Source organism: Stenotrophomonas sp. PD6 (assembly GCF_049199305.1).
Lineage (GTDB): Bacteria > Pseudomonadota > Gammaproteobacteria > Xanthomonadales > Xanthomonadaceae > Stenotrophomonas.
Genome location: NZ_JBLZQD010000007.1, coordinates 88154 through 110109 on the forward strand (window position 1 = coordinate 88154; position 21956 = coordinate 110109).

The following is a 21956-nucleotide window of genomic DNA, read 5'->3' on the forward strand; positions in this document are numbered from 1 at the left end:
CCCGCTACTTGTGGGCCCCCCCCCCCCCCCCCGCCCCCGCCGCGGGGGGGGGGCCGTCCGCCGCCTACACCCGCCCCCCGGGGGTTTTCTCCCCCCACGGTTGTAGAGCGGACTGTTAGTCCGCTGGCGTGGCATGCAGCGGACTAACAGTCCGCTCTACCCGTCCGATGACCTTACAGCCGCGCGTCCACCAACACCCGCGCGATCGCCTGCTCCAGCAGGTCGCCGGTGACCGGCTTGCGCAGGAAGCCCTGTATGCCGGCATCGCGCACCTGCTGTTCAACCCCCGGGTCGGTGCGCGCAGTCACGGCAACCAACGGCATCTCATAGCCCTGGTTGCGCAGATGCCCGGCCAGCTCCATCCCGCCCAGCCCCGGCAGGTCCAGGTCCAGCAAGGCCACGTCGAACGGCCCATCGCTCACCTCGCGCAACGCCGCCAGCGCGTGCCCGGCATGCACCACCTGGTGCCCGCGCGCGCCCAGCAGACCCACGATCACGCTCGCGACCGTCGCGTCGTCCTCGACCAGCAGGATGCGCAGCGGCGGCAATGGCTGCCCTTCGGACACGCCGGCCGCGCCCACCGTGTCATCGGCCATCTGCAGCGGCAACGGCAGGGTGACGCTGAAGCGTGTCCCTACCCCCAGCTGGCTTTCCACGCCGATCTGCCCCTGCATCGCCAGCGCCAGCTCGCGGCAGATCGCCAGGCCCAGGCCACTGCCGCCATACTGCGCCGCCGTGCGCGCGCCATCGGCCTGTTCAAACCGGCGGAACAAACGCTGCTGCTGGTCGGCGCTGATGCCCGGCCCGGTGTCGGAGACCTCGAAGTACACCCCGCGGTCCGGCGCCAGCGCACGCACCTTCAGGCGTACCTCGCCATGGCCGGTGAACTTCACCGCGTTGCCCAGCAGGTTGAGCAGGATCTGCCGCACCCGCACCGCATCGCCCACGCTGCAGATGCCCGGCGGCAGCCCATTGTCGACCACGAAACGCAGCTGCTTCTGGCCGGCCAGTGCCGCCATCAGCATGCACACGTCGTCGATCACGCCCTGCAGCGGGAACGGCTGCACCTGCAGCTGCAACCGCCCCGACTCGATCCGCGCCAGGTCCAGCGCATCGTTGACCAGATGCAGCAGGTGCTCGCCGGCGTGCCGGATCGACTCGGTGTAGCCGCGTTGCTCCGGGCTCAGCGGCGAACTCAGCAGCAGTTCGCTCATCCCCAGGACGCCGGTCATCGGCGTGCGTACCTCATGGCCCAGGTTGGCCAGGAAACGGGTCTTGGCGGCCGATGCCTGCTCGGCCAGTTCCTGCTTGTGCACGGCCAGCTGGTAGGCATGCCGGCGCTGCAGGCGACGCCGGTACAACCAGGCGAACAGACTCATCAGCAGCAGCGCAACCGAGGTCAGCACCAGCAGGCCCGACAGGCTGCGCCACCACGGCGGCTGCACACGGAAATCCAGTACCTGCACCCGTGACCAGACCAGGTCGGCCGAGCGCGCCTGCACTTCAAGCCGGTAACGCCCCGGTGGGAGGCGGGAAAACACGCGTTCGCCGCCCGGGCCCACTTCCACCCAGTCCGGGTCGTAACCGGCCAGGCGGTAGCGGTAGCTGTTGGACGACGAATCGGCGAAGGACAACAACCGCGCCACGATGCGCAGGTCGCGATCGGCGTCGGCGATCTCCAGCGGGGCCAGGTGGGTCAGGTCGAGCACGCGTTCGCCACGGCGCACCTCCACCCGCTCGATCACCAGCGGCGCGCGCCGGGTGGCAGGCCGCACCTGGTCCGGGTCGAACAGCACCACGCCGGCCGGCGTACCCCCTGCAATGTGCCCGCTGGCGGTACGCACCAGCGTGTTGCGGCGGAATTCCTGGCTCGGCAGACCGTCGCGCACGCCGTACTGGCGGACGCTGCCCTGCTTGGCATCCACGCGGATCAGGCCGCGCGCGCTGGCGGCCCACACGATGTCCTGTGCGTCCACCACCAGCCCCGTCGCCGACAGTTCCGGGTAGCCGGCCGCTCCACCCACCATGCCCAGCCGTTCCAGCTGGCTGCCATTCCAGCGGTATCGGGTCAGCCGGCCTTCCTCGGAGACCCAGACACTGTCGTCATTGGCGCGCGCCATGGCCAGGACGCTGGTGGCCGTGGCGCCGCGCAACGGCTCGAAGGTCGCACGCGTGGACACCCAGCGCATCAGTCCCTGGCTGGTGGCCAGCCACAGCTGGTCCTGCGGCCCGCACAGCAGGCCCTGCACCAGTTGCCCGGCGGGGGGGGGGGCCGGGGGGGGGGGGGCCGGCCCCCCCCCGCCACTACACACTAGTATCCCCCCTCGCCGTTCAAGCTGCCGCCATGAGCCGACTGCGCATTTACGACCACCATCTTCCCGACGCCCCGCTGCTGGATACCCAGGACGGCGCGCGGATTGCCGATGAACTGCAGAAGATCGGCGTCACCTTCGAGCGCTGGCAGGCTGCCCATGAGGTTGCCCCGGGCGCCAGCCAGGACGAGGTCTTCGCTGCCTATCGCAGCGACATCGACCGCCTGGTCGCCCAGCACGGCTTCAAGAGCGTGGACGTGGCCTCGATCGCCCCGGACAACCCTAACCGCGCCGAGCTGCGCAGGAAATTCCTGGACGAACACTTCCACAAGGAAGACGAAGTCCGCTTCTTCGTCGCCGGCTCCGGCCTGTTCACCCTGCACGTGGACGACAAGGTCTACGAAATCGAGTGCGTCAAGAACGACCTGATCGCCGTGCCGGACGGCACCACCCATTGGTTCGATATGGGCGATGAGCCCAGCTTCGTCGCCATCCGCTTCTTCACCGAGCCGGATGGCTGGGTCGGCCACTTCACCGGCACCGACATCGCGCAGAAATTCCCCCGCTACATTCCGACCAAGGCGTCCTGATCCATGCCCCACCCCACCGTCATCCTCACCGACATCGAAGGCACCACCAGCAGCATCTCGTTCGTCAAGAACGTGCTGTTCCCATATGCGCGCAAGGCGCTGCCGGCGTTCGTCGCCGCGCATGGCCAGCAGCCGCAGGTGCGTCGCTGGTTGGATGCGGTGGCGGTGGAGATCGGCGGCGCCTGCCAGGACAGCCTGATCGTGGAAACCCTGCAGGGCTGGATCGACCAGGACCGCAAGCACACCGCGCTGAAGGCGTTGCAGGGCATGATCTGGGAAGACGGCTACCGCAACGGCGACTACAAAGCGCACTTCTATCCGGAAGTGGCGGCCGTGCTGAGCGGCTGGCATGCCGAAGGCAAGCCGCTGTACGTGTATTCGTCCGGTTCGGTGCCGGCGCAGAAGCAGTTCTTCGGTTTCAGCGAGGCCGGCGACCTGACCGGACTGGTGTCGGGTTGGTTCGACACCGAGATTGGGGGCAAGCGTGAGGCTGACAGCTACCGCAACATCGTCACCGCCATCGGCGTGCCGGCGGGGCAGATCGTGTTCCTGTCGGATGTGGTCGAGGAGCTGGATGCCGCCCGCGAGGCCGGCCTGCAGACCCGTCTGTTGGATCGGTTGGACGATTACCCGCTGCCGCGCACCGGCGAAGCCACGCACGGTCATGATCGGGTGGAGAATTTCCTGCAGATCACGCTGTAAGCGAGTCCGCGCGATCGATATCCGCACCTCGCAGGAACGACATCGGTAGGGTCGGTTCCCAAACGACTGCCGATAGCGGCCGCGACCTCTTTAACGCATGACCTTCGGCGGAGAGGCATCTCCGTTTGAGGTCATGCGTCCCAGCGTCGATCAGCGATGCGTGCAGTCGTTTGGGAACCGACCCACCGATCCCCATCCGGCCCGTCCATGCATCCAGCACCGCGCCGGCGGTTACCGACTTGTCATCGCATCCGCCACCGAGCGGATCCGCAGCGCCTTGCCCAACGTTTCCAGATCGGCATCTGCCTTCACCTTGATCCGCACCGGGTCACCCGGCACCAGATCGATGGCGTTGTCGTCCAGCGTGGCATCCATCCCGTCGAACGCTACCCACACCCCGCGCGCCAGCTGCGCCGCCCTCAGCTCCAACACGGTGTCATCGCCGTCCTGCACCCAGCGGCTGTCGACCTGCACCTTCGGCAGCTGCATGTCCTTGGCCGCCGCAAAATAGACCACCTGCTGCGACAGCACCCGCGTGCCCTCGAGCAGCTCCACCACCGCCACCGTGCGGGTCGGATCGGCGTTGCCCAGCAACTGCGCATCGGTGAAACGCCCAACGTCCAACGCCGCCAGCGCGGGCACCGTCACCGCATGCTGTTGCTTCGATACGAGGCGGCCATCCACATCCATCACGCGCACCCGCCACTGCGCCTTGAGCGGCTGCTGCAGATCGTTCAACAGGCTGATCCGGGTCGTGCCCTCGTCACGCAGTGCCGCTACCGCATGGTCGGCGAAGAAGCGCTTTGCATGGAAATGCAGTGCCTTCCAACGGCCGGCGTAATCGATGCTCGACCACGACGCGCCCGGCCACACATCGTTGAGCTGCCAGTACAGCGAGCCCATCGTGTACGGCCGCGACGCACGGTGGTGCAGCGCCGCCAGCGCGATGCCCTCGGCCTGCATCACCTGGCTCAGATACACGAAATCCGGGAAGTCGCGCGGCGTGCCGAACTCACGCTCCACGTACTGGAGCAGCCGCTGATTGCCCTCGCCCGCCATGAACTTCTGGTGCGCGCGCACGGTGTCGCTGTCCACCCTGAGCTCGTCCGGCGGAATGATGCCCTCCAGCGTGCGCAGCACCGGCCAGGCCTGCAGGCCGTATTCGGACATGAAGCGCGGCGTCTCGCGCAGGTACGCCTGCACCGGCAGCGCAGGATTGCCCCACACCTGCCAGTAGTGCTTGTCGCCGCGCGTGGAATCATTGGCCACCGTATCCAGGTCGTTGCTCGGCGAGCTGGACCAGTACGGCACGCCCAGCCCCTCCTCGGCCACCACCTGGCGCAGATCATTGCCGAACAGGTCCACGTAGCCCTGCCAGACCCGCGCAGCGAAGGCGGGGTCAGCGGCTTTCAGGTCGCGGCCATGGCCCCAGTCCTTCCAGGCCGTCTCTTCCTCGTTGTTGCCGCACCACAGCACCACGCTGGGATGCGCGCGCAGCCGGCGCACATTGTCGCGCGCTTCGGCCACCACATTCGCGCGGAACGCCGGATCGTAGCCGGGCTGCATGCCGCCGCCAAACATGAAGTCCTGCCAGACCAGCAGGCCCAGTTCGTCGGCGATATCGAAGAACACCTGGTCTTCGTAGTAGCCGCCGCCCCAGTTGCGCAGCATGTTCATATTGGCGTCGCGGGCGGCGGTCAGTTCGCGACGGATGCGCGCCGGATCGACCCGCGCGGGGAACATGTCGAACGGGATCACATTCGCGCCCTTGGCGAAGATCGGCACGCCATTGATGACGAAGGCGAAGCCCTGCCCGCCCTTGGCGTCGTTCTCGCGCCGCAGTTCCACCGTGCGCAGGCCCGTGCGCATGCGGTACTCGGACGCTTCCGTTGTACCGGCGTCCACCACCACCTGCACTGTGTAACGCGCCTGCTCGCCGTGGCCCACCGGCCACCAGCGACGCGGGCGGTCCAGCGTGACCGGCACCGACACCACCTGCTGGCCGGCACGCAGCGCGGCCGTCCGTTCCACCGTGGCGGCCACACGCCCGTCAGGATCGATCACGGAGATGCTGAGCGGCACGCTGCGCGCAGCGGCGCTGTCCACGTCCACCTCAACCTTCAGATCCGCACGGCGCGCATCCAGCGTCAGCGTCTGCACGGCAACATCGGTGATCCGCTGCGCGTTCCAGCTCTCCAGCTGCACCGGACGCCAGATCCCGGCCGTCACATAACGCGGGCCCCAGTCCCAGCCGAAGTGATACCCCGGCTTGCGCACGAAGTTGCCGACCATCGCATCGCGCGGCTCATCGCCGTAAGGCGATGGGTAATTGCCGGCGATCTTGTGCGGCATCGCCTGCACGCCGGGCAGCAGCGTGGTGATGGGCGAACGGAACACGATCCGCACCACATTGCCGGTAGCCCGCAACTGCCCATCCACCCGCGCCCGCCAGGTGCGGTGGCTGTTGTCGGCGCGCAGCAGCGCACGGCCGTTGAGGCTGACCTCGGCAAAGGTATCCAGGCCTTCAAAGCTCAGCTCGGCATGGGCATCGGCCAGCGTCGCGGCGTCCACGTCGAAACGGCCCTGGTACTCCCAGTCCGCCAGTCCGATCCACTGCAGCCCGGCCTCCGGCGCGCCAGCGTACGGGTCAGCAATGAGTTTGTTGGCGAGCAGGTCGGTGTGCACCGACCCGGGTACCGAGGCAGGCCGCCATTGGCCCGCCTCGGGGTGTGCCTGCAGCTGCGCGTTGCCCGGCAGCAGCCGGAACGACCACTGCGCCTGCAGCTGCGCCGCACCGGCGGACAGCGCATGAAGCGCAAGCAAGAGAACCAGACCACCACGCCACGCCCAACGCTTCATGCATCGCCTCACTGTAGGGTCGAACTCAACGCACCACGTTGAGCACTTCGTAGCACGCGCCCATGGTGTGGTAGTCGGTCTTGCCGGCCGGGCTCTTCTCGTTGCTGTACTTGCGGTTGTCCGCATCCAGGATGCGGTACCACGCGCCGTACTGGTGGTCGATCATGTGCTGCCAGGCGTACGCCCAGAGCTTGTCGTACCAGTCCCAGTACACCGCGTCACCGGTGCGCGCGGCCAGCAGCGCCGCGGTGGCCAGCGATTCGGCCTGCACCCAGAAGTACTTGTCGTCGTCGCACACGCTGCCGTCCGGCGCGAAGCCGTAGTACAGGCCGCCGCGCGCCTCGTCCCAGCTGCGCGCAACGGCGGTATCGAACAGGTGGCGCGCGGTCGGCACCAGCCAGTCGGCCTGCACGTGGCGGTCCAGGATCAGCAGCAGCTTGGCCCATTCGGTCTGGTGGCCAGGCTGGAACCCCCACGGGCGGAACAGGTGCCTGGGGTTGTCGCGGTTGTAGTCCCAATCGATCTGCCACTGCGGGTCGTAGTGCTCCCACACCAGCCCCTCACCCTGCGCCGCCTGGCGGCGGGTCATGTGGTCGGCCAGCAGCAGGGCACGGTCGCGGTAGCGGGCGTCACCACTGGCCTCGAACGCGGCCAGCATCGCCTCGCACATGTGCATGTTGGCATTCTGGCCGCGGTAATCGCTGAAGTTCCAGTCCGCGTCCGCTTCGTCCTTGTACAGGCCGAACGCCGGTTCCCAGAAGCGCGTTTCCAGCAGTTGCCATGTCTCGTCCATCCACGTCCGTGCTTCAGCGATGCCGGCCTTCAGCGCGCAGCTGTAGGCCAGCAGCACGAACGCCACGCCGTAGCAGTGGTTGGTGGCATCTTCGACCACGCCGTCGCGCAGGGTCCACGCGTAGCCGCCGGTGGCCGGGTTGCGATGCACCTCGCGCAGGTAGCGGATGCCATGCTCGACCGCGGCAAGGTCTTCCGGCTTGCCGAATTCGCGATACGCCATGGCGTGGTTGAACACGAACCGGGTGCTGCTCACCAGGTGGCGGTGGCCGGCGTCGTAGACCGTGCCATCGTCCAGGTAGTAGTGGAAGAAGCCGCCGTTGGGGTCGATCTCGTGCGGCTGGTAGAACGCCATGCTCTGCGCGATGTGCGCGCGCAGGAAATCCGGCGAACGGAAATCGGGCTGGGCGGGAATGGCGGTGGTCATGCGGCGGTTTCCTGTTGTTGCTGCAGCAGTTGCTGGACATCGGCCAGGCTCGGCATCGCGGCGAACGCGCCCTTGCGGGTCACGGCCAGCGCGCCGACGGCGGCACCGAAACGAATGGCGTCCTGCAAGCCGGCGGGATCGCGGCAGAAGTCGACGAACGCCGCGCCATCGGCGCCGCGCTCACCGAGCGCGAACAGCAGCCCGCCCACGAACGCGTCGCCTGCGGCGGTGGTGTCCACGGTGGGCACCTGGAAGCCGGTGACCACGCCGCTGCCGTGGCGGGTATGCCAGCGCATCGGCGCGGCACCATCGGTGACCACCACGGCCTGCGCATGGGCGGCCAGCAGGCGCTGGATGACCACGGCATTGCCGTCGGCGCCCAGCGGCGCGGCAAGGTACTCCAGTTCCTCGCGCGATAGCTTGACCAGGTCGGCCAGCACCAGCGCTTCCCACAGCTGCGCGGTCGGGTCGACATCGGCAGGCCACAGCGCCGGACGCAGGTTGAGGTCCAGGCTTACCATCGCCCCGGCGGCGCGGGCGCGCTGCATGCCCTCCAGCGTGGCCTGGGCGATGGCCGCCTCGGTCAGGCTGTTGGAGCACACGTGGAAGCTGCGGGTGCCCTCGAAACACGCCGGCGTGAAGTGTTCGGCGCGGAACAGCAGGTCCGCGGCCGGCGGCCGGTAGAAGCTGAAGCTGCGCTCGCCGTGCGCGTCGAGCGCCACGAACGCCAGCGCGGTCTTGGCCGCGTCGGTACGCACGATGCAGTCGGTCGCCACGCCCGCGGTGGCCAGGCTGTCGGCGAGGAAGTCGCCGAACATGTCCTGGCCCAGCATGCCGGCGAAATGGGTGTCCGCCCCCAGCCGCGCGGCGGCCACGGCGACGTTGGCCGGGGCGCCCCCGGCGTACTGCAGGAACGCGCGCGGCGTGTCCGGCGTGGCCGGCGGCTGCGCTAGTAGATCGATCAAAATCTCACCGAAACAAACAATTTTGGTCATGACGCGCTCAGCCCCCCTGGCTGAAACCGGCGCGCGGGCGAGAGCCCCACACGCCGTAGAAGAGGATGTAGCCGTAGCACAGCAACGGCAGGATGAAAGACAGGTGCAGCCCGATGCGGTCGGCCAGCAGGCCCTGCAGGAACGGCACGATGGCGCCGCCCACGATCGCCATGATCAGCAGGCTGGAGGCCTTGTTGGTCAGCGCGCCGAGGCGCTCGATGCTGAGCGCGAAGATGGTCGGGAACATGATCGAGTTGAACAGGCCGATGGCCACCAGCGAATACACCGCCACATGCCCTTCGGTACTCAGGGTCAGCGCCAGCAGCGCCACGTTGGCCGAGGCGAACAGGGTGAGCAGCAGGCGCGGCGAGAAGCGCATCATGATCGCCGAGCCGGCGAAGCGCCCGATCATCGCCATGGTCCAGTAAGCCGACACGAACCCGGTGGCCTGCTGTTCGGTGAAGCCACCGATGTTGGGCATGGACAGGTAGTTGACCATGAAGCTGCCAATCGACACTTCGGCACCGACGTAGAAGAAGATGCCCAGTACGCCGAACAGCACATGGCGATGGCGCAGCGCATCCATCAGGGTGTGCTTGGCCGGGTCGGCCTGCTCGGTGGTTTCATTCAACGCCGGCAGACGGAACAGGTAGACGAACACCGCCAGCAGCGCCAGCGCAATCGCCAGGCCCACATAGGGCCCCTGCACCGCCTGCGCTTCCTGGGTGCGGTAAGCCAGCTGTTCGGCGGCGCCCAGCGCGTTCAGTTCGTCGGCGCTCTTGACCGTATTGCCGAGGATCAGCAGGCCACCGAAAATTGGCGCGATCGCGGTACCGAGCGAGTTCAACGCCTGCGCCAGGGTCAGCCGGCTCGACGCGGTCTGCTCCGGACCCAGCAGTGCCACGTACGGGTTGGCCGCCACCTGCAGCACGGTGATGCCGGTGGCCAGCACGAACAGCGCACCAAGGAACGCTTCATAGACGCGCAGTTCGGCGGCCGGCCAGAAGCCCAGCGCGCCCACGGCGGCGATGGCCAGGCCGGCCACGATGCCCTTCTTGTAGCCCAGGTGCGCCACCAGTCGGCCAGCCGGCAGCGACATCAGGAAGTACGCGCCGAAGAAGGTGAACTGCACCAGCATCGCCTTGGCATAGTTCAGTTCGAACACCGCCTTCAGGTGCGGAATCAGGATGTCGTTGAGGCAGGTCAGGAAGCCCCACATGAAGAAGATCGTGGTGGCCACCGCCAACGCCATGCGCGTGTTGACCACGGGTGCGGAGGATGACGAGGTGGGCAGTCGGGGCGTTGGAGAAATGGGCATGCGTAACGCGCCTCAGTGCGCGGGCGGGTGGAGGGGAAGCGCGATCAGCCGACGGCGGGGCCGCTGCTGTCACGAACAACGAGTTGCACCGGTGCCACGGTATGGCGCGGTGCGGCAGTGGGATCGTCCAGCCGCTGCAGCAGCAGCTCGGCCGCCTGGCGGCCGCGCTCGCGCGGATTGACGGTCAGGGTGGTCAGCGGTGGCAACGCCACGGCCGCCTCGGAAATATCATCGAACCCGGTCACCGCGAAATCGCGGCCCGGCTGCACACCGCGCGAGGCCAGGCCCAGCATCAGCCCCAGCGCCACGGTGTCGTTGTAGCAGACCGCCGCAGTGGGCACCTCGCCGGCGAACAGCTCGCCCGACCGTGCCGCGGCTTCAAGCCGGTTGGGCGCCGATTCGATCAGCCAGTCGGCCTGCACGGACAACCCGGCCTCGGCCAACGCCTGTGCATAGCCGGTACGGCGCTGGTGGCAGGAGCTGGACTCGGCATGCCCGCCGAAGAACGCGATGCGGCGGTGGCCCTGCGCGATCAGATGCCGGGTGGCCAGGTAGGCACCCTGCTGGTTGTCCAGCGTGAGGAAATCCCAGTCGCCGCCCTTGAGCTCGCGGTTGAACAACAGCACGTTGGCATTGAAGCCCACCGCCTGGCGCACTTCCGTGGCATCGCTGCCCTCGGCCGGCGACAGGATCAGGCCCGCCGGGGTGTGTTCCATCAGCGTGGTCAGCACCGCCTGCTGCCGCACCGGCGACTCGCCGGTACTGCCGAGCAGGGTCACGAAACCCTTGGCACCCAGCGCCTCGTCGACGCCGGAGGCAAATTCGGCGAAGAACGGGTTGGACAGATCGTTGATCACCAGCGCCACGCTGGTCGAGGTGCGCCGACGCAGGTTGGCCGCCCCCCGGTTGTACACATACCGCTGCCGGCGCAGCTCGGCCTCCACCCGCGCGCGGGTGTCCACGTTGACCAGGGGACTGCCGCGCAGCACCAGCGACACCGTGGCCCGCGACACGCCGATGGCATCGGCGATGTCGGTCACGGTGACCGCGCGTGCGGCGCCGGCACGGGGCGTGCTGGCGCGGGTTCCCTTGGCGGTGGAAGTGTCCTTTTTCATCGTGGCGTCGGCGTCCTCATGAGTCCTGCAAGCCTAAACGATCACATCGGTCAACGGATCGAGGCGCGCGGGCTCATTCCAACGTGGCCCCCGGGGTAGCGCAGTACGACACCGGCAGGGCGTCGACCCGGGTGCCCCAGCCGGCTTCAGGTGCCGTGTCGCCCAGCGTGTAGGCGATGGTGCCGCCCTGCTGCAGCCGGTTCCAGTCGAGCCAGACCGGTGCGTGCGCCTGGCCATCGACCTTCACGCCCTGCACGTACTGCAGCTTGCGGCCGTCGGCGCCGGGCGCCTGCAGGCGCAGCGTGCGGCCTTGACCCAGGTCGACCTCGACCTTGGCAAAGCGCGGGGTGTGCAGCAGGAACTGGCCGCTGCCCGGCACCGCCGGATACAGGCCCAGCGCGCTGAACAGGTACCACGCCGACATGGTGCCCAGGTCGTCGTTGCCGGTGACGCCGTTGGGCGCGTTGGTGAACAGCTGCTGCGCGGCGCGCACCACGGTGGCGGTCTTCCACGGCTGGCCGATCAGCGTGTACATCCACGGGGTGTGCAGGTCCGGCTCGTTGTTGGGGTTGTAGCGGTACTGGTTGTAATAGCTGTACGGACCGACCACCCATTCCTTGCGCGCCGCCTGCAGCGGCGACTGCAGCAGTGCGTCGTAGGCGAAGAACGCATCCAGGCGCTTGCCGGCCAGCTCACGGCCGTGCATGGCCTGGACCAGCCCCGGCATGTCCTGCTGGGCCAGCCACTGGTACTGCCACGCGGTGCCTTCATGGAAGCCGTGGTGCGAACGCGGGCTGTAGTGCCCGTCGGCCGGCACATACCACTTGCCGTCGTCCATGCGCGGACGCGGGAAGCCGCTCATGCCGGTCTCCTCGTCGCGCACGCTCGGATCCCACACCTTCTGCCAGTTGCGGCCGCGCTCGCGCAGGATGCCCGCGTCGTCGGCATGGCCGAGCCCGTCGGCCATCTGCGACAGCGCGCAGTCGGCCAGTGCGTATTCCAGCGTGGCCGAGCCACCGTGGTGCCGATCGACGTCCATGCCCTTGGATGGGAAGGCGCGGTCATAAGCAACGTAGCCGTTCTCGACATAGCCCGGATTGCCCGAGCGGCCGGCATGGCGCGAGTTGATCGGCGGCAGCTCGAACGCATTGCGGCGCAGCGCGGTGTACGCCTCGGCTTCGCGCCCGGCCAGCGCGCCGAAGCGCCACAGGTCGACCATGAACGGGGTGACCGGGTCGCCGGTCATGATGTTGGTTTCAAAATTGGCGTAGCCCCAGCGCGGCAGCCAGCCACCCTGCTCGTTGATGGCCAGCAGGCTGCGGCCGATATCCTTCGTCACCTGCGGGCGGGTCAGCGCCAGCCACTGGTTCTGCGCACGGTAGGTGTCCCACAACGAGAAGTACTCGTAGTAGGTCCAGCCGTCGGCACGGTGGATGTTGTTGTCGTAGCCGCGATAGCGGCCGTCGGCGTCGCTGCCGGTCAGCGGCTGCAGCAGCGCGTGGTACAGCGCGGTGTAAAGCACCGTGCGGTCATCGGCGTGCTTGCTGTCCACGCGCACGGTGGACAGTTCCTTGCGCCACTGCTGCTGGGACAGCGTGCGCATCCGCTCGAAGCCGAGCAGGCGACCGTCCTGCATGCCGTCGCTGCGCAGGTTGGCGCGCGCGCCTTCGGCGTCCACGTGCGAAATGGCACTGACGGCGGTGACCGCGCGGCCCTTGGACAGATCGAAGCTCAGCCATGCGCCGCTGGGCTTGAGCTCGCCTTCCATGCCGTGGCGCGCACCGGGCAGGCCACCGCCCTCGCCCCAGGTGCCGAAGGCCTTGAACGGGCGGTCGAACTCGATGCGGAACCAGGTGGTGTACTGGTGCCCACCGCAGAAGCTCTTGGTGACCAGCTTGCCCTCGACCACGCGGTCGCCCACCACGTCGATCACGCTGCCGATCACCGAATGGCGTTCGTTGGCCTGGCCGACGTTGACCAGCACATGGCCGGTGCCCGCCTCGGCCGGGAAGGTGTAGCGCTCGGCCGCGGCGCGGGTGCGCGCGGTGGCTTCGGCGTCGATGCCGCCGTAGCTGGTCAGCCGCACCTTGTAGTAGCCGGCCTGGCCGACCTCGCCCTCATGGGTGTAGCCGGACGCATAGGTCTTGTGGTCGAAGCTCTTGGCGCTGTCGGTGTCGAAGTCGCCGCCCGGGCCGATGCTGCCGGTCACCGGCAGCACCGAGACCTGGCCGCCCTGCTCCCAGCAGCCGGCGCCGGACAGGAAGGAATGGCCGAACCCGCGGATCTTGGGGTCGTCGTAGCGCCAGCCGGCGTAGTGCTCACCGATCGGGCTGACCTGGACCAGGCCGAACGGCGCCGAGGCACCGGGGAACGTATTGCCGTCATCCTTGCTGCCGATGAAGGTGTTGACCTCGCCTTCCAGCCCGGCCGGGGCGGCCTGCAGCAGCGGCGCGAAGCCCAGCACGGTCAGGCAGGCCAAGCCGACCAGCGGTCGGCGCAGCGATGAAAGAGCGAAGATGGACGACGATCGGCGCATGTAAGGGTTCCTGTGGTCGATGACGGTGCTACGGGACGTCCGGCAAACCTCGCGCTGGCGGGCGTGGTGCCTGCCGCGGATGTCCCCCTTCGCTCCCCTTTGGATCGCTCCAAATTCACGCTGGCATGAATTTAGATCGATTTAAGTAAAGCATGGGGAATTCCGGAGATGCATTCTGCGGCGCAACATGACGGATTCGGCCCTCTCTCGCGCCGGGCCACGCCGAGGGGCTCATCCGACCCGTTCGACGCCTGGCCCCGTCTGCGCGACGTCTGCTCCCCGGGGCGCGCTTCGCACAGTGGACCCCTCGCCGTCCATATTGCGGAGCAGCATGCTTCCCCGCCGCCGTCGTGTTAAAAATTCGCCGCCAGCGGTTTAGATCGATCCAACTTTGAACCGTCATATTGCCGGCTGTGGCGAGCTGGGGGGCTCACCACGCGGGGCAGGCGGCACGCGCACCGGACCCCGTACTCCGGAAAATCCGGCTTCAAAATTTAGATCGATTCAACTACGTGTCAGCCAAACGATTCAATCCAGAGGGAGAGAGTGGAATGAAGCAGATGTCCCGCATGTACGGCCGCGACGCATTGTCGGCCGCCATCACCTTCGCACTGGCCGCGGCGCTCGCGCCGGCCAGCGCGTTTGCCCAACAGGCCGCCGCACCGGCCGAGACCCCCAGCGCGACCACGCTCGACAGCGTGCAGGTCACCGGTTACCGCTTTGCCATCGAAAAGAGCCTGCAGCAGAAGCGCGACGCCAATGCCGTGGTCGAAGTGATCACCGCCGAAGACGTGGGCAAGTTCCCCGACAAGAACGTGGCCGATTCGCTGCAGCGCGTGCCGGGCGTGGTGATCACCCGTGACGGCGGCGAAGGCAAGAGCGTCAGCGTGCGTGGCCTGGACCCGGACCTGACCCTGACCCAGTTGAATGGCAACTACATCGCCACGTCGGAAACCAATGACGAGGCCAGCCGTTCCTTCAACTACACCCTGCTGCCGTCCAACATGCTGTCCAGCGCCGAGCTGTTCAAGTCGCCCGAAGCGCGCATCGACGAAGGCGGTATCGGCGGCACGGTCATTCTGCACACGCGCCGCCCGCTGGAGATGGAATCCAATTCCGGCTACGTGACCCTGGAAGGCACCTCTTCGGACACCAGCCACGACGTCGATCCGCAGGCGTCCGCGCTGTACTCCTGGCACAGCGAAGACGAGCGCTTCGGCGTGCTGGTCGGCGTGACCCAGCAGAAGCGCACCAGCCGCACCATGGAAGCCACCACCGAGAACTACCAGTGGTACGGCACCGACACCACCGCCCGCGATGTGAACGGCAACCCGATGAACCAGGGTGGCGTCAACTACTGGTGGGGCAACTCCGGCTTCAACGACCAGAACGGGCGCAACTACACCGACTTCTTCATGCCCACCTCGGTGAACTTCGCGGTGAAGGAAGAAGAGCGTGAGCGCAAGGGTGGCCAGTTCACCTTCCAGTTCAAGCCGACCGACAACGTCACGTTGACCGCGAACTATTTCCGCTTCGAGCTGCAGGGTGATTACACCCAGAACATGCTGAAGATTCCGGAATGGAACATGGCGCGCTACAACCAGGACGGCAACTGGGCCGGCGGCCGCCTGCTCAACGGGCTGACCATGGATCCCAGCGGCAGCATCGTTACCGGCGCGCAGTTCGAGAAGATTCCGGGCAAGGCCTACTACTGCAGCGAAGACGAAGCCGCAGCGGCCGGCCTGGCCCCGGGTGGCTGGGGGCCGGATGACTGCACCATCCCCACCCCGCAGCTGACCGGCGGCTACAGCCGCGAAAAGGCGCTGTCGCAGACGGCCGACCTGAGCATCGACTGGGACATCAGCCCGCTGTGGAAGGCGTCCTTCAGCGGCGGCCGCACGTGGTCCGAGGGTGGCCCGACGATGAACTTCCGCATGTCGGCCAAGCCGCGCCGTCGCGTGGATGGCGTGTGGCAGACCGGCAACCAGTATTCGGCATGGGACCTGACCGGCACGCCGTCGGCCACGTTCTCGCCCGACCTGCAGCAGCAGCTGATGAACGGCATCGCCGAGGTGGATACCGGCTCGACCGATTCGTCCTGGATGCAGACCGAGGTCAAGCAGAACCACTTCCAGGCCGACTTCACCAAGCTGTTCGAGACCGGCTGGCTGGATTCGTTCCAGTTCGGCGCGAAGTACAGCGATGGCAAGGTCCACCGCAATACGGGCAACACGTACTGGGTCTGCCCGGGCACCGATCCGGCCGACTACGACAACAACCGTTACCAGGCGGGCTGTGACAACACGGCGGGCATCGCGCAGCCGGGCTTCTTCCTGTCCAACCCGATCACGAACATTGCCGGCGGTTTCAATGCCAACGTGTTCCCGGGCATCGATTACCCGGCCTACATCAACTACCTCAACGACCGCTACGGCGGTTCGCACAACCGCACGGAAGACGACTTCGTCTACAACGTCAACGAGAAGGTGTACGCGGGCTACTTCCAGGCCAACTTCCGTACCGAGCGCCTGCGCGGCAACGTGGGTGTGCGCGTGGTGCGTACCGAGCAGTTCGCGCAGTCCAGCGACTCGATCGAACGCTTCAACGATTACTTCCTGGACAACGCGTCCGGCGCGCCGATGTCGTGCAACGACCCGGCGGCGGCGGCGTTCCCGGGCTACGGTTGCGAAAGCGGCTTCATCCGCCTGCCCGACAGCCTGGCCCGCGAGAAGTCGTTCGAGCTGATCGGCACGGACAAGACCTATACGGACTTCCTGCCGAGCTTCAACATCGCCTGGGACATCACGGAGAACCTGGTACTGCGTGGCGCGGCGTCGAAGGTGATTGCCCGCCCGAGCTACACGAGCATCGCGGCACCGGGTGCACTGAGCTACTACAGCGCGGAGTACGTGAATGACCGCCGGGTGGCCGGTGGTGCGCCGCAGGAAGGCTGGCAGGGCCACGGCAGCAACAAGAACCTGCAGCCGTTCGAAGCCACGCAGTTCGATATCGGTCTGGAATGGTACTTCCAGCCGGGCGCGGTGGCGGGCATCGGTCTGTTCCGCAAGAACGTGGACAATTTCACGGTGCCGGTGGTGCGTGATGTGCAGATGGTGATCGGCGGCGAGTCGGTCACGGTGCAGGATTACGAGACGCAGGCCAACGGCCGTGACGGCGTGTCGCAGGGCGTGGAGCTGTACGGCCAGTACACGTTCGACATGGGCTTCGGCGTGCAGGCCAACTACACGTACAACGACACGAACCTGGCATCGATCGTGCTGGACGGTGAAAGCATCGGGTCGTCGCCGCTGGTCGGCAGTGCGAAGAACCAGGCCAACGTGACGGTGTTCTACGAGAACGACAAGTTCCTGGCACGCGCTTCGTACAACCGTCGTGGCCAGGTGGTGGGTGGCCTGAATGGCGGGATGACGGAGTACACGGAGCCGTACGCACAGCTCGATCTGAACGTGGCGTACAACTTCACCGATGCGCTGACCTTCACCGCCTCGGTGTTGAATGCCACCAAGGAAGAACAACGCATCCATCTGGGCAATGACACCAGCGCCCGCCTGATCTCCAGCCTGTACTCCGGCCGCCAGCTGTACTTCGGCGCGACCTACAAGTTCTAAGCCTCAACCCTACCCCGCCTTCGGGCGGGGGAAACGCTCCTCCACGGCAACCGCGCTTTCACAGGTGGTTGCCGTTTTTTTTAAGAGAGCCGGTCCAACGCAGCGCGCAACTCGGCGACGGTGTTGGCGTCGGTCTGGGTCCAGTCGTTGTCCAGACCGCGCAGGTCGGGGTTGCGGTGATGCATGCCCGACACGCGGGTCGCCTTGGCCGAGGCGTGGAGTTCGCGGCAGCCGGTAGTTGTCGCGAGGGTCGCGATGTTGCCCGGCCCAATGCCGGCGCCGGCCATGACTGAAATGCGATCCGCTGCCTGCGCGACCAGCCTGGCCAGCGTTGCGCTGCCTGCTTCTGCGCTGCCGTGGCCACCGGAGCTGAGTACACGCTGGCAGCCCAGGGCGATCACGTGCTCGAGGGCCGCCGGCAGGTCGCGTGCGGCGTCGAAGGCGCGATGGAAGGTGACGCCGAGCGGGCCGGCGGCGGCGATGAGTTCGCGGCACAGGGCCGTGTCGATGTTGCCTTGGGCGTCGAGTGCACCGATGACGACGCCGTCGCAGCCCAGCTGACGGCACTGCGCGATATCGCGCAGCATGAGTTCGGTCTCGAGGGCGTCGTACAGGAAGTCGCCCGAACGCGGGCGGATCAGGACGAACAAGGGAATGCGCAGGCGCTCGCGGGCGACGGCGATGCTGCCGTAGGAAGGCGTGGTGCCGCCCTCGGCGAGGTTGTCGAACAGCTCGATGCGGTCGGCGCCGCCCTGCTGCGCCGCGAGCGCCGAGGCGACGGAATTGGAGGCGATCTCGAGGGTCCGTCGCGGCGTGCTCATGTCTGCTCGCTGGTGTACACGGACGCCGAATCGCGCAGGTCGTCCTGGCGGTCCTTGTCGCACACGGCGTAGACGAAACCGCGATGGAGCGCATACGCGCCTACCTCGCCGTTGCGGTCCAGCGCGAGGAAACATACCTGCAGGGTCTTGCTGGCTTCCGGCCGCTTGCGCACGACGCGCGCGATGGCTTCACGGCAGGCCTCGGCCGGGGAGCGGCCCTGGCGCATGAGTTCGACGACGAGGAAGGAGGCGGCGTTGCGGATCATCTCCTCGCCCACGCCCGAAGCCGTGGCCGCGCCCACTTCGTTGTCCACGTAGAGCCCGGCACCGATGATCGGGCTGTCGCCGACCCGGCCATGCAGCTTCCATGCCATGCCGCTGGTGGTGCAGGCACCGGCCAGCTGGCCCTGCGCGTCGATGGCGAGGATGCCCAGGGTGTCGTGGTTGCTGCTGTCGCCCGGGCGGGTGCGCCGCTCGGCGTTGATCTCGGGGGTGTACTGCGCGGTCTTCAGCCACTCGCGCCACGCCTTTTCGGCGGCGGGCGTGAGCAGTTTCTCGCGCGGGAAGCCCTGCTGCATTGCGAACTGCTGGGCCCCCTCGCCCACCAGCATGACGTGCGGGGTCTGCTCCATCACCCTGCGGGCGACCGATACCGGATGCAGGATGTCGCTCAGCGCCGCCACCGAACCGCAGTGCCCGTCGCCGGCCATGATGCTGGCGTCCAGGCTCAGCACACCGTCGCGGTCCGGGTTGCCGCAGCGCCCTACGGTGGGATTGCACAGTTCGCTTTCTGCCCAGCGTGCGCCGGTCTCCACCGCATCCAGCGCACTGCCACCGGCCGAGAGCACCTTCCACGCGGCCTGGTTGGCGCCCACGCCGAAGTCCCAGGTGGACACCACCCGTGCGCGGGTGCTGGCCTTTGCCTGCATCTGCGGAAATGCCATGACACCGGCGGCAAGCGCACCGGCCTGGAGAAATTGCCTGCGATCCGTCACTCGTTGCGCTCCCACTGCTGTTGACCCGCCCCGGGAGGGCCGGGAAAGAAAAGTAACGTTACGCTGCCGCGCAGCGGTGTTCGGCGTGCCACACGGCGGCGCCGACCACGCCGAGTTCGCCATGTTCGACCCGCCATACCGGCACCTGTTCCAGCACCCGGCGCATCACGCCCTTGGCGAGGAAGCGGCTGCGGAAGTGACCGTCATCAAGGAAGCGCGCGACGTGGCTGGAAATGCCACCGGCCAGGTACACCGAGCGCGCCCCGAAGGTCACCGCAAGGTCACCGGCCAGACTGCCCAGCCAACCGCAGAACACCTCCAGTGTCTCCACCGCCAGCGCATCGTCGCCGGCATGCGCGGCGGCGATCAGCGCTTCCGGCGTCGTCCATTGCGGCGTTGCGCCGCGGATGGCGCACAGGCACGGATAGAGGTTCATGAGGCCACTGCCGGACAGGATGCGTTCGTTGTCCACGTGCTCCCAGCGCTGCAGCATCTGCTGCAGGATCTGCAGCTCCAGGGCGGTGCCCGCGCCCAGCGCCGCATGGCCGGCTTCGCTGGCCAGTACCGCACGCCCACCCGCCTCGAAGCGCAGCGCGCCGCCCAGGCCGGTGCCAGGGCCGAGCACGAGTGCCGGCCAGCGGCTGCCATCGCCGGGCTCGGCATTCAACGCCACCAGCGTCTCTGGCGCCACGTGTGGAATCGCGTAGGCCACCGCTTCGAAATCATTGATCAGATCGAGCGTGGCCAGGCCCGCATCGCGGCGGGTCGCCGCCACCGAGACCGGCCATGGCAGGTTGGTGTTGACCAGGTGGTCGCCCTCGAGCAGGCCCGCAATGGCCACTACCGCCGTCGCGGGCGCCAGATGCTGCGATGCGCGGAACGCCGCCAGGATGGCTGCCAAGCTGGTGAACTCCGCGCATGCATAGCGGCGCAGGTTGCGGATGCGCGGCGGCTGGCCAACCACCACGTCTGCCACCGCCAGGCGCGCATAAGTACCGCCGACATCGGCGACGATCAGGCTGTCGCCCTGGGAACCCGGGCGTGGCAGCGGCGCGCTCGACACATCAGGGTGGGCCGGATGGGCATCCGGCAACGGTGTCGCAACGCTCACGCAAAGGCCTTGGCTGGATTCGGTTTCAATGCCGGGATTTTCGGTGATCGTTCCGGCTTTGCAAAGCAGTGGGTGCCGTACGTGGGCGTATTGCCACCGCCTGCTTGCCGGGCAGAGCCCGGCGCTACGGTTTTGCTACCTGAAGGCGGTAGGTGGTGCTGGCCGTTGCGGTGGGGCCATCGGCGTGGATTGCGCGCACGTCCACCTTGTGGGCGCCAGCGGCAAGATCTGTCGGCAGCGCACCGCGCCACAGGTGCGTCGACGGCGTGGCTTCGGGGGAACGGTCGTAGCCGCGCAGGCGCTCGGCAGTATCGTCGGCGACGTTTTCGACCAACAGGCGTGGATCGGGCTGCTCGACGCGCTTCATGGCCTGCCACGCGCCATCATCCACGCGGTATTCCACCTGCGTGTCGGCCTGCCCCATGAACACGTTTGCGTACACGCCCCACGCCGGATAGGCGCCCTTGCGCAGCACCTTCGGCGCGTGCAGCGCAATCTGGTAATCGTCCGGCGCACGCGCCACGTAGTAGCGCAGGCCGTAGTCGCCACCCGGCTGGACCGAGAGCACGGCATAGCCGTTCGGCGTGCCATCGCTCATGGTCGCGTCCGGAATGCCGCTGCTGTCCTTCACGCCCGACCAGAACGCGCCGCAGGCCGCCCCGACGTTGTACTCGTGCAGCGGACTGCTGCCTTGCCAGCCTTCGGCGGCACCGTGGTAGTAATGCTGCTGGGTGTGGCTGTGGCCACTGAGCACCAGCACGTGCGGGAAGTCCCTGAGCAGCGCGAACAGCCGCGCACGGTCGGCGTGGCGGAAGGTCTCACGACCGGGCGCGGCATCGAACAGCGGGATGTGCATGCCCAGCACCAGCAGGCGGTCGCGCGGCAATGCCTTGAGGTAGTTGGCCAGGAAGGTGAACTGGTCCGGGCGCAGGCCACCTACGTACTTCGGCGTGGCGCTCGGGTCGTACACCACGTCGTCGAGGAAGACGAAGCTGGCGCCGCCCTCCTCCACCGCATACGTGTCGGGGCCGTACACCGCGCGCCAGCTGTCGAGCGAATGACGGTCGTCGCCGGCGTCCATGTCCAGGTCATGGTTGCCCGGTACGTGGAACCATGGCACCTGCAATTGCGAGGTGGCCTTGTTGATGTCCGGATACAGCGACAGGTCGTCGTTGACGATGTCGCCCAGCGTGGTGCCCAGCCGTGCCGGGTGCTTGCCGATGATTGGCTCCACGATGGCGCGCTGGTAGTAGCCCACATCCTGCCGGCTGGCCGTCTGCGAGTCGGTGAACACCAGCATCTCGAAGCCGGCGCGCGCCGCCTCCGCATCCTTGTCCGGTTCCAGCGCGAAATCCCAGTTGCGCGGGTTGCTGCCGGTCGCGGCAATCCCCGCGTACTTCAGCCGCGGCGAGCCTTGCGGCGCGTAATGCCGCCAGTACGCCGGCAGGCCATTGGCCGCGGCGGGGAAGCGGTAGTCGTCGGGTTTGATCACGAATACCGTCTGGCCCTCGCGCACCGGCAGGCTGTAACTGCCGTCGGCGGCGGTGCGCACGATGGCCTCCCCGTTGGAGACCTGCACGCCGGCCAGTCCCGGATCGGTCGGACCGCGGCCGGGCTTGCCGTCGCGTTCCTGGTAAACCTTGCCGGTCACCGTGGCCTCGTTGGCCCAGGCAGGTGCGGACATCAACAGCAGGCAGGCCAGCCAGGCAGCAGTACGGCTCATCGGGGGGTTCCGTTCGGGGTAGGCGATTGTA

13 protein-coding genes and 1 pseudogene are annotated in these 21956 nt (G+C 67.5%); 3 read left to right on the forward strand and 11 right to left on the reverse strand.

What is annotated here, in order from left to right:
* Positions 1-173: 173 nt before the first annotated feature.
* A pseudogene (locus ACOZHM_RS11900) lies at positions 174-2237 on the reverse strand (ATP-binding protein); the annotation flags it as partial.
* Between the two features lie 107 nt (positions 2238-2344).
* Here ACOZHM_RS11900 and ACOZHM_RS11905 point away from each other — a divergent pair.
* A complete protein-coding gene (locus ACOZHM_RS11905; protein ID WP_421569470.1) occupies positions 2345-2902 on the forward strand; it encodes a 1,2-dihydroxy-3-keto-5-methylthiopentene dioxygenase in 558 nt (185 codons plus the stop codon).
* Positions 2903-2905: 3 nt separating this feature from the next.
* The gene (mtnC, locus tag ACOZHM_RS11910; RefSeq protein ID WP_421569471.1) at positions 2906-3604 is read left to right on the forward strand and encodes an acireductone synthase; all 699 of its coding nucleotides are present in this window, start codon (positions 2906-2908) and stop codon (positions 3602-3604) included.
* A 231-nt stretch (positions 3605-3835) separates the two neighbouring features.
* On the opposite strand, the gene ACOZHM_RS11915 is transcribed toward mtnC, so the two are convergent.
* The 6 genes from ACOZHM_RS11915 to ACOZHM_RS11940 all read right to left on the reverse strand — a co-directional run bounded on the left by ACOZHM_RS11915 (position 3836) and on the right by ACOZHM_RS11940 (position 13646).
* Positions 3836-6463, reverse strand: coding sequence for a beta-mannosidase (locus ACOZHM_RS11915; protein WP_421569473.1), 2628 nt, complete (start codon positions 6461-6463; stop codon positions 3836-3838).
* A 25-nt stretch (positions 6464-6488) separates the two neighbouring features.
* A complete protein-coding gene (locus ACOZHM_RS11920; RefSeq protein ID WP_421569475.1) occupies positions 6489-7682 on the reverse strand; it encodes an AGE family epimerase/isomerase in 1194 nt (397 codons plus the stop codon).
* Positions 7679-8677 carry a carbohydrate kinase family protein gene (locus ACOZHM_RS11925; RefSeq protein ID WP_421569477.1) on the reverse strand — a complete coding sequence of 333 codons (999 nt, stop codon included), beginning with the start codon at positions 8675-8677 and terminating at the stop codon, positions 7679-7681. The genes ACOZHM_RS11920 and ACOZHM_RS11925 overlap by 4 nt, the downstream gene beginning before the upstream one ends.
* A gap of 7 nt (positions 8678-8684) precedes the next feature.
* On the reverse strand, positions 8685-9995 hold the full coding sequence (fucP, locus tag ACOZHM_RS11930; RefSeq protein ID WP_421569478.1) for an L-fucose:H+ symporter permease: 1311 nt from the start codon (positions 9993-9995) through the stop codon (positions 8685-8687).
* Positions 9996-10039: 44 nt separating this feature from the next.
* Positions 10040-11110 (reverse strand): LacI family DNA-binding transcriptional regulator, encoded by a 1071-nt coding sequence (locus ACOZHM_RS11935; RefSeq protein ID WP_421569480.1) that lies wholly within the window; start codon positions 11108-11110, stop codon positions 10040-10042.
* Positions 11111-11183: 73 nt separating this feature from the next.
* A complete protein-coding gene (locus tag ACOZHM_RS11940) occupies positions 11184-13646 on the reverse strand; it encodes a GH92 family glycosyl hydrolase (RefSeq protein WP_421569481.1) in 2463 nt (820 codons plus the stop codon).
* A 551-nt stretch (positions 13647-14197) separates the two neighbouring features.
* Here ACOZHM_RS11940 and ACOZHM_RS11945 point away from each other — a divergent pair.
* Positions 14198-17275, forward strand: a complete 3078-nt coding sequence (locus ACOZHM_RS11945; RefSeq protein ID WP_421569483.1) for a TonB-dependent receptor — start codon at positions 14198-14200, stop codon at positions 17273-17275.
* Between the two features lie 80 nt (positions 17276-17355).
* On the opposite strand, the gene ACOZHM_RS11950 is transcribed toward ACOZHM_RS11945, so the two are convergent.
* The 4 genes from ACOZHM_RS11950 to ACOZHM_RS11965 all read right to left on the reverse strand — a co-directional run bounded on the left by ACOZHM_RS11950 (position 17356) and on the right by ACOZHM_RS11965 (position 21925).
* Entirely contained in the window at positions 17356-18096 is a 741-nt protein-coding gene (locus ACOZHM_RS11950) for a copper homeostasis protein CutC (RefSeq protein WP_421569484.1), read from the reverse strand.
* On the reverse strand, positions 18093-19091 hold the full coding sequence (locus tag ACOZHM_RS11955; protein WP_421569486.1) for a N(4)-(beta-N-acetylglucosaminyl)-L-asparaginase: 999 nt from the start codon (positions 19089-19091) through the stop codon (positions 18093-18095). The genes ACOZHM_RS11950 and ACOZHM_RS11955 overlap by 4 nt, the downstream gene beginning before the upstream one ends.
* 58 nt (positions 19092-19149) lie before the next feature.
* Positions 19150-20154 carry a glucokinase gene (locus ACOZHM_RS11960; protein ID WP_421569631.1) on the reverse strand — a complete coding sequence of 335 codons (1005 nt, stop codon included), beginning with the start codon at positions 20152-20154 and terminating at the stop codon, positions 19150-19152.
* A gap of 172 nt (positions 20155-20326) precedes the next feature.
* Positions 20327-21925, reverse strand: a complete 1599-nt coding sequence (locus tag ACOZHM_RS11965) for a calcineurin-like phosphoesterase C-terminal domain-containing protein (RefSeq protein WP_421569488.1) — start codon at positions 21923-21925, stop codon at positions 20327-20329.
* Positions 21926-21956: the final 31 nt, after the last annotated feature.

What these genes read in the sequence shown, in the direction of transcription:
- ACOZHM_RS11905 (WP_421569470.1), top strand. Translation starts at nt 2,345, where the DNA reads ATGAGCCGACTGCGCATTTACGACCACCATCTTCCCGACGCCCCGCTG.
- mtnC (WP_421569471.1), top strand. Translation starts at nt 2,906, where the DNA reads ATGCCCCACCCCACCGTCATCCTCACCGACATCGAAGGCACCACCAGC.
- ACOZHM_RS11915 (WP_421569473.1), bottom strand. Translation starts at nt 6,463, where the DNA reads ATGAAGCGTTGGGCGTGGCGTGGTGGTCTGGTTCTCTTGCTTGCGCTT.
- ACOZHM_RS11920 (WP_421569475.1), bottom strand. Translation starts at nt 7,682, where the DNA reads ATGACCACCGCCATTCCCGCCCAGCCCGATTTCCGTTCGCCGGATTTC.
- ACOZHM_RS11925 (WP_421569477.1), bottom strand. Translation starts at nt 8,677, where the DNA reads ATGACCAAAATTGTTTGTTTCGGTGAGATTTTGATCGATCTACTAGCG.
- fucP (WP_421569478.1), bottom strand. Translation starts at nt 9,995, where the DNA reads ATGCCCATTTCTCCAACGCCCCGACTGCCCACCTCGTCATCCTCCGCA.
- ACOZHM_RS11935 (WP_421569480.1), bottom strand. Translation starts at nt 11,110, where the DNA reads ATGAAAAAGGACACTTCCACCGCCAAGGGAACCCGCGCCAGCACGCCC.
- ACOZHM_RS11940 (WP_421569481.1), bottom strand. Translation starts at nt 13,646, where the DNA reads ATGCGCCGATCGTCGTCCATCTTCGCTCTTTCATCGCTGCGCCGACCG.
- ACOZHM_RS11945 (WP_421569483.1), top strand. Translation starts at nt 14,198, where the DNA reads ATGAAGCAGATGTCCCGCATGTACGGCCGCGACGCATTGTCGGCCGCC.
- ACOZHM_RS11950 (WP_421569484.1), bottom strand. Translation starts at nt 18,096, where the DNA reads ATGAGCACGCCGCGACGGACCCTCGAGATCGCCTCCAATTCCGTCGCC.
- ACOZHM_RS11965 (WP_421569488.1), bottom strand. Translation starts at nt 21,925, where the DNA reads ATGAGCCGTACTGCTGCCTGGCTGGCCTGCCTGCTGTTGATGTCCGCA.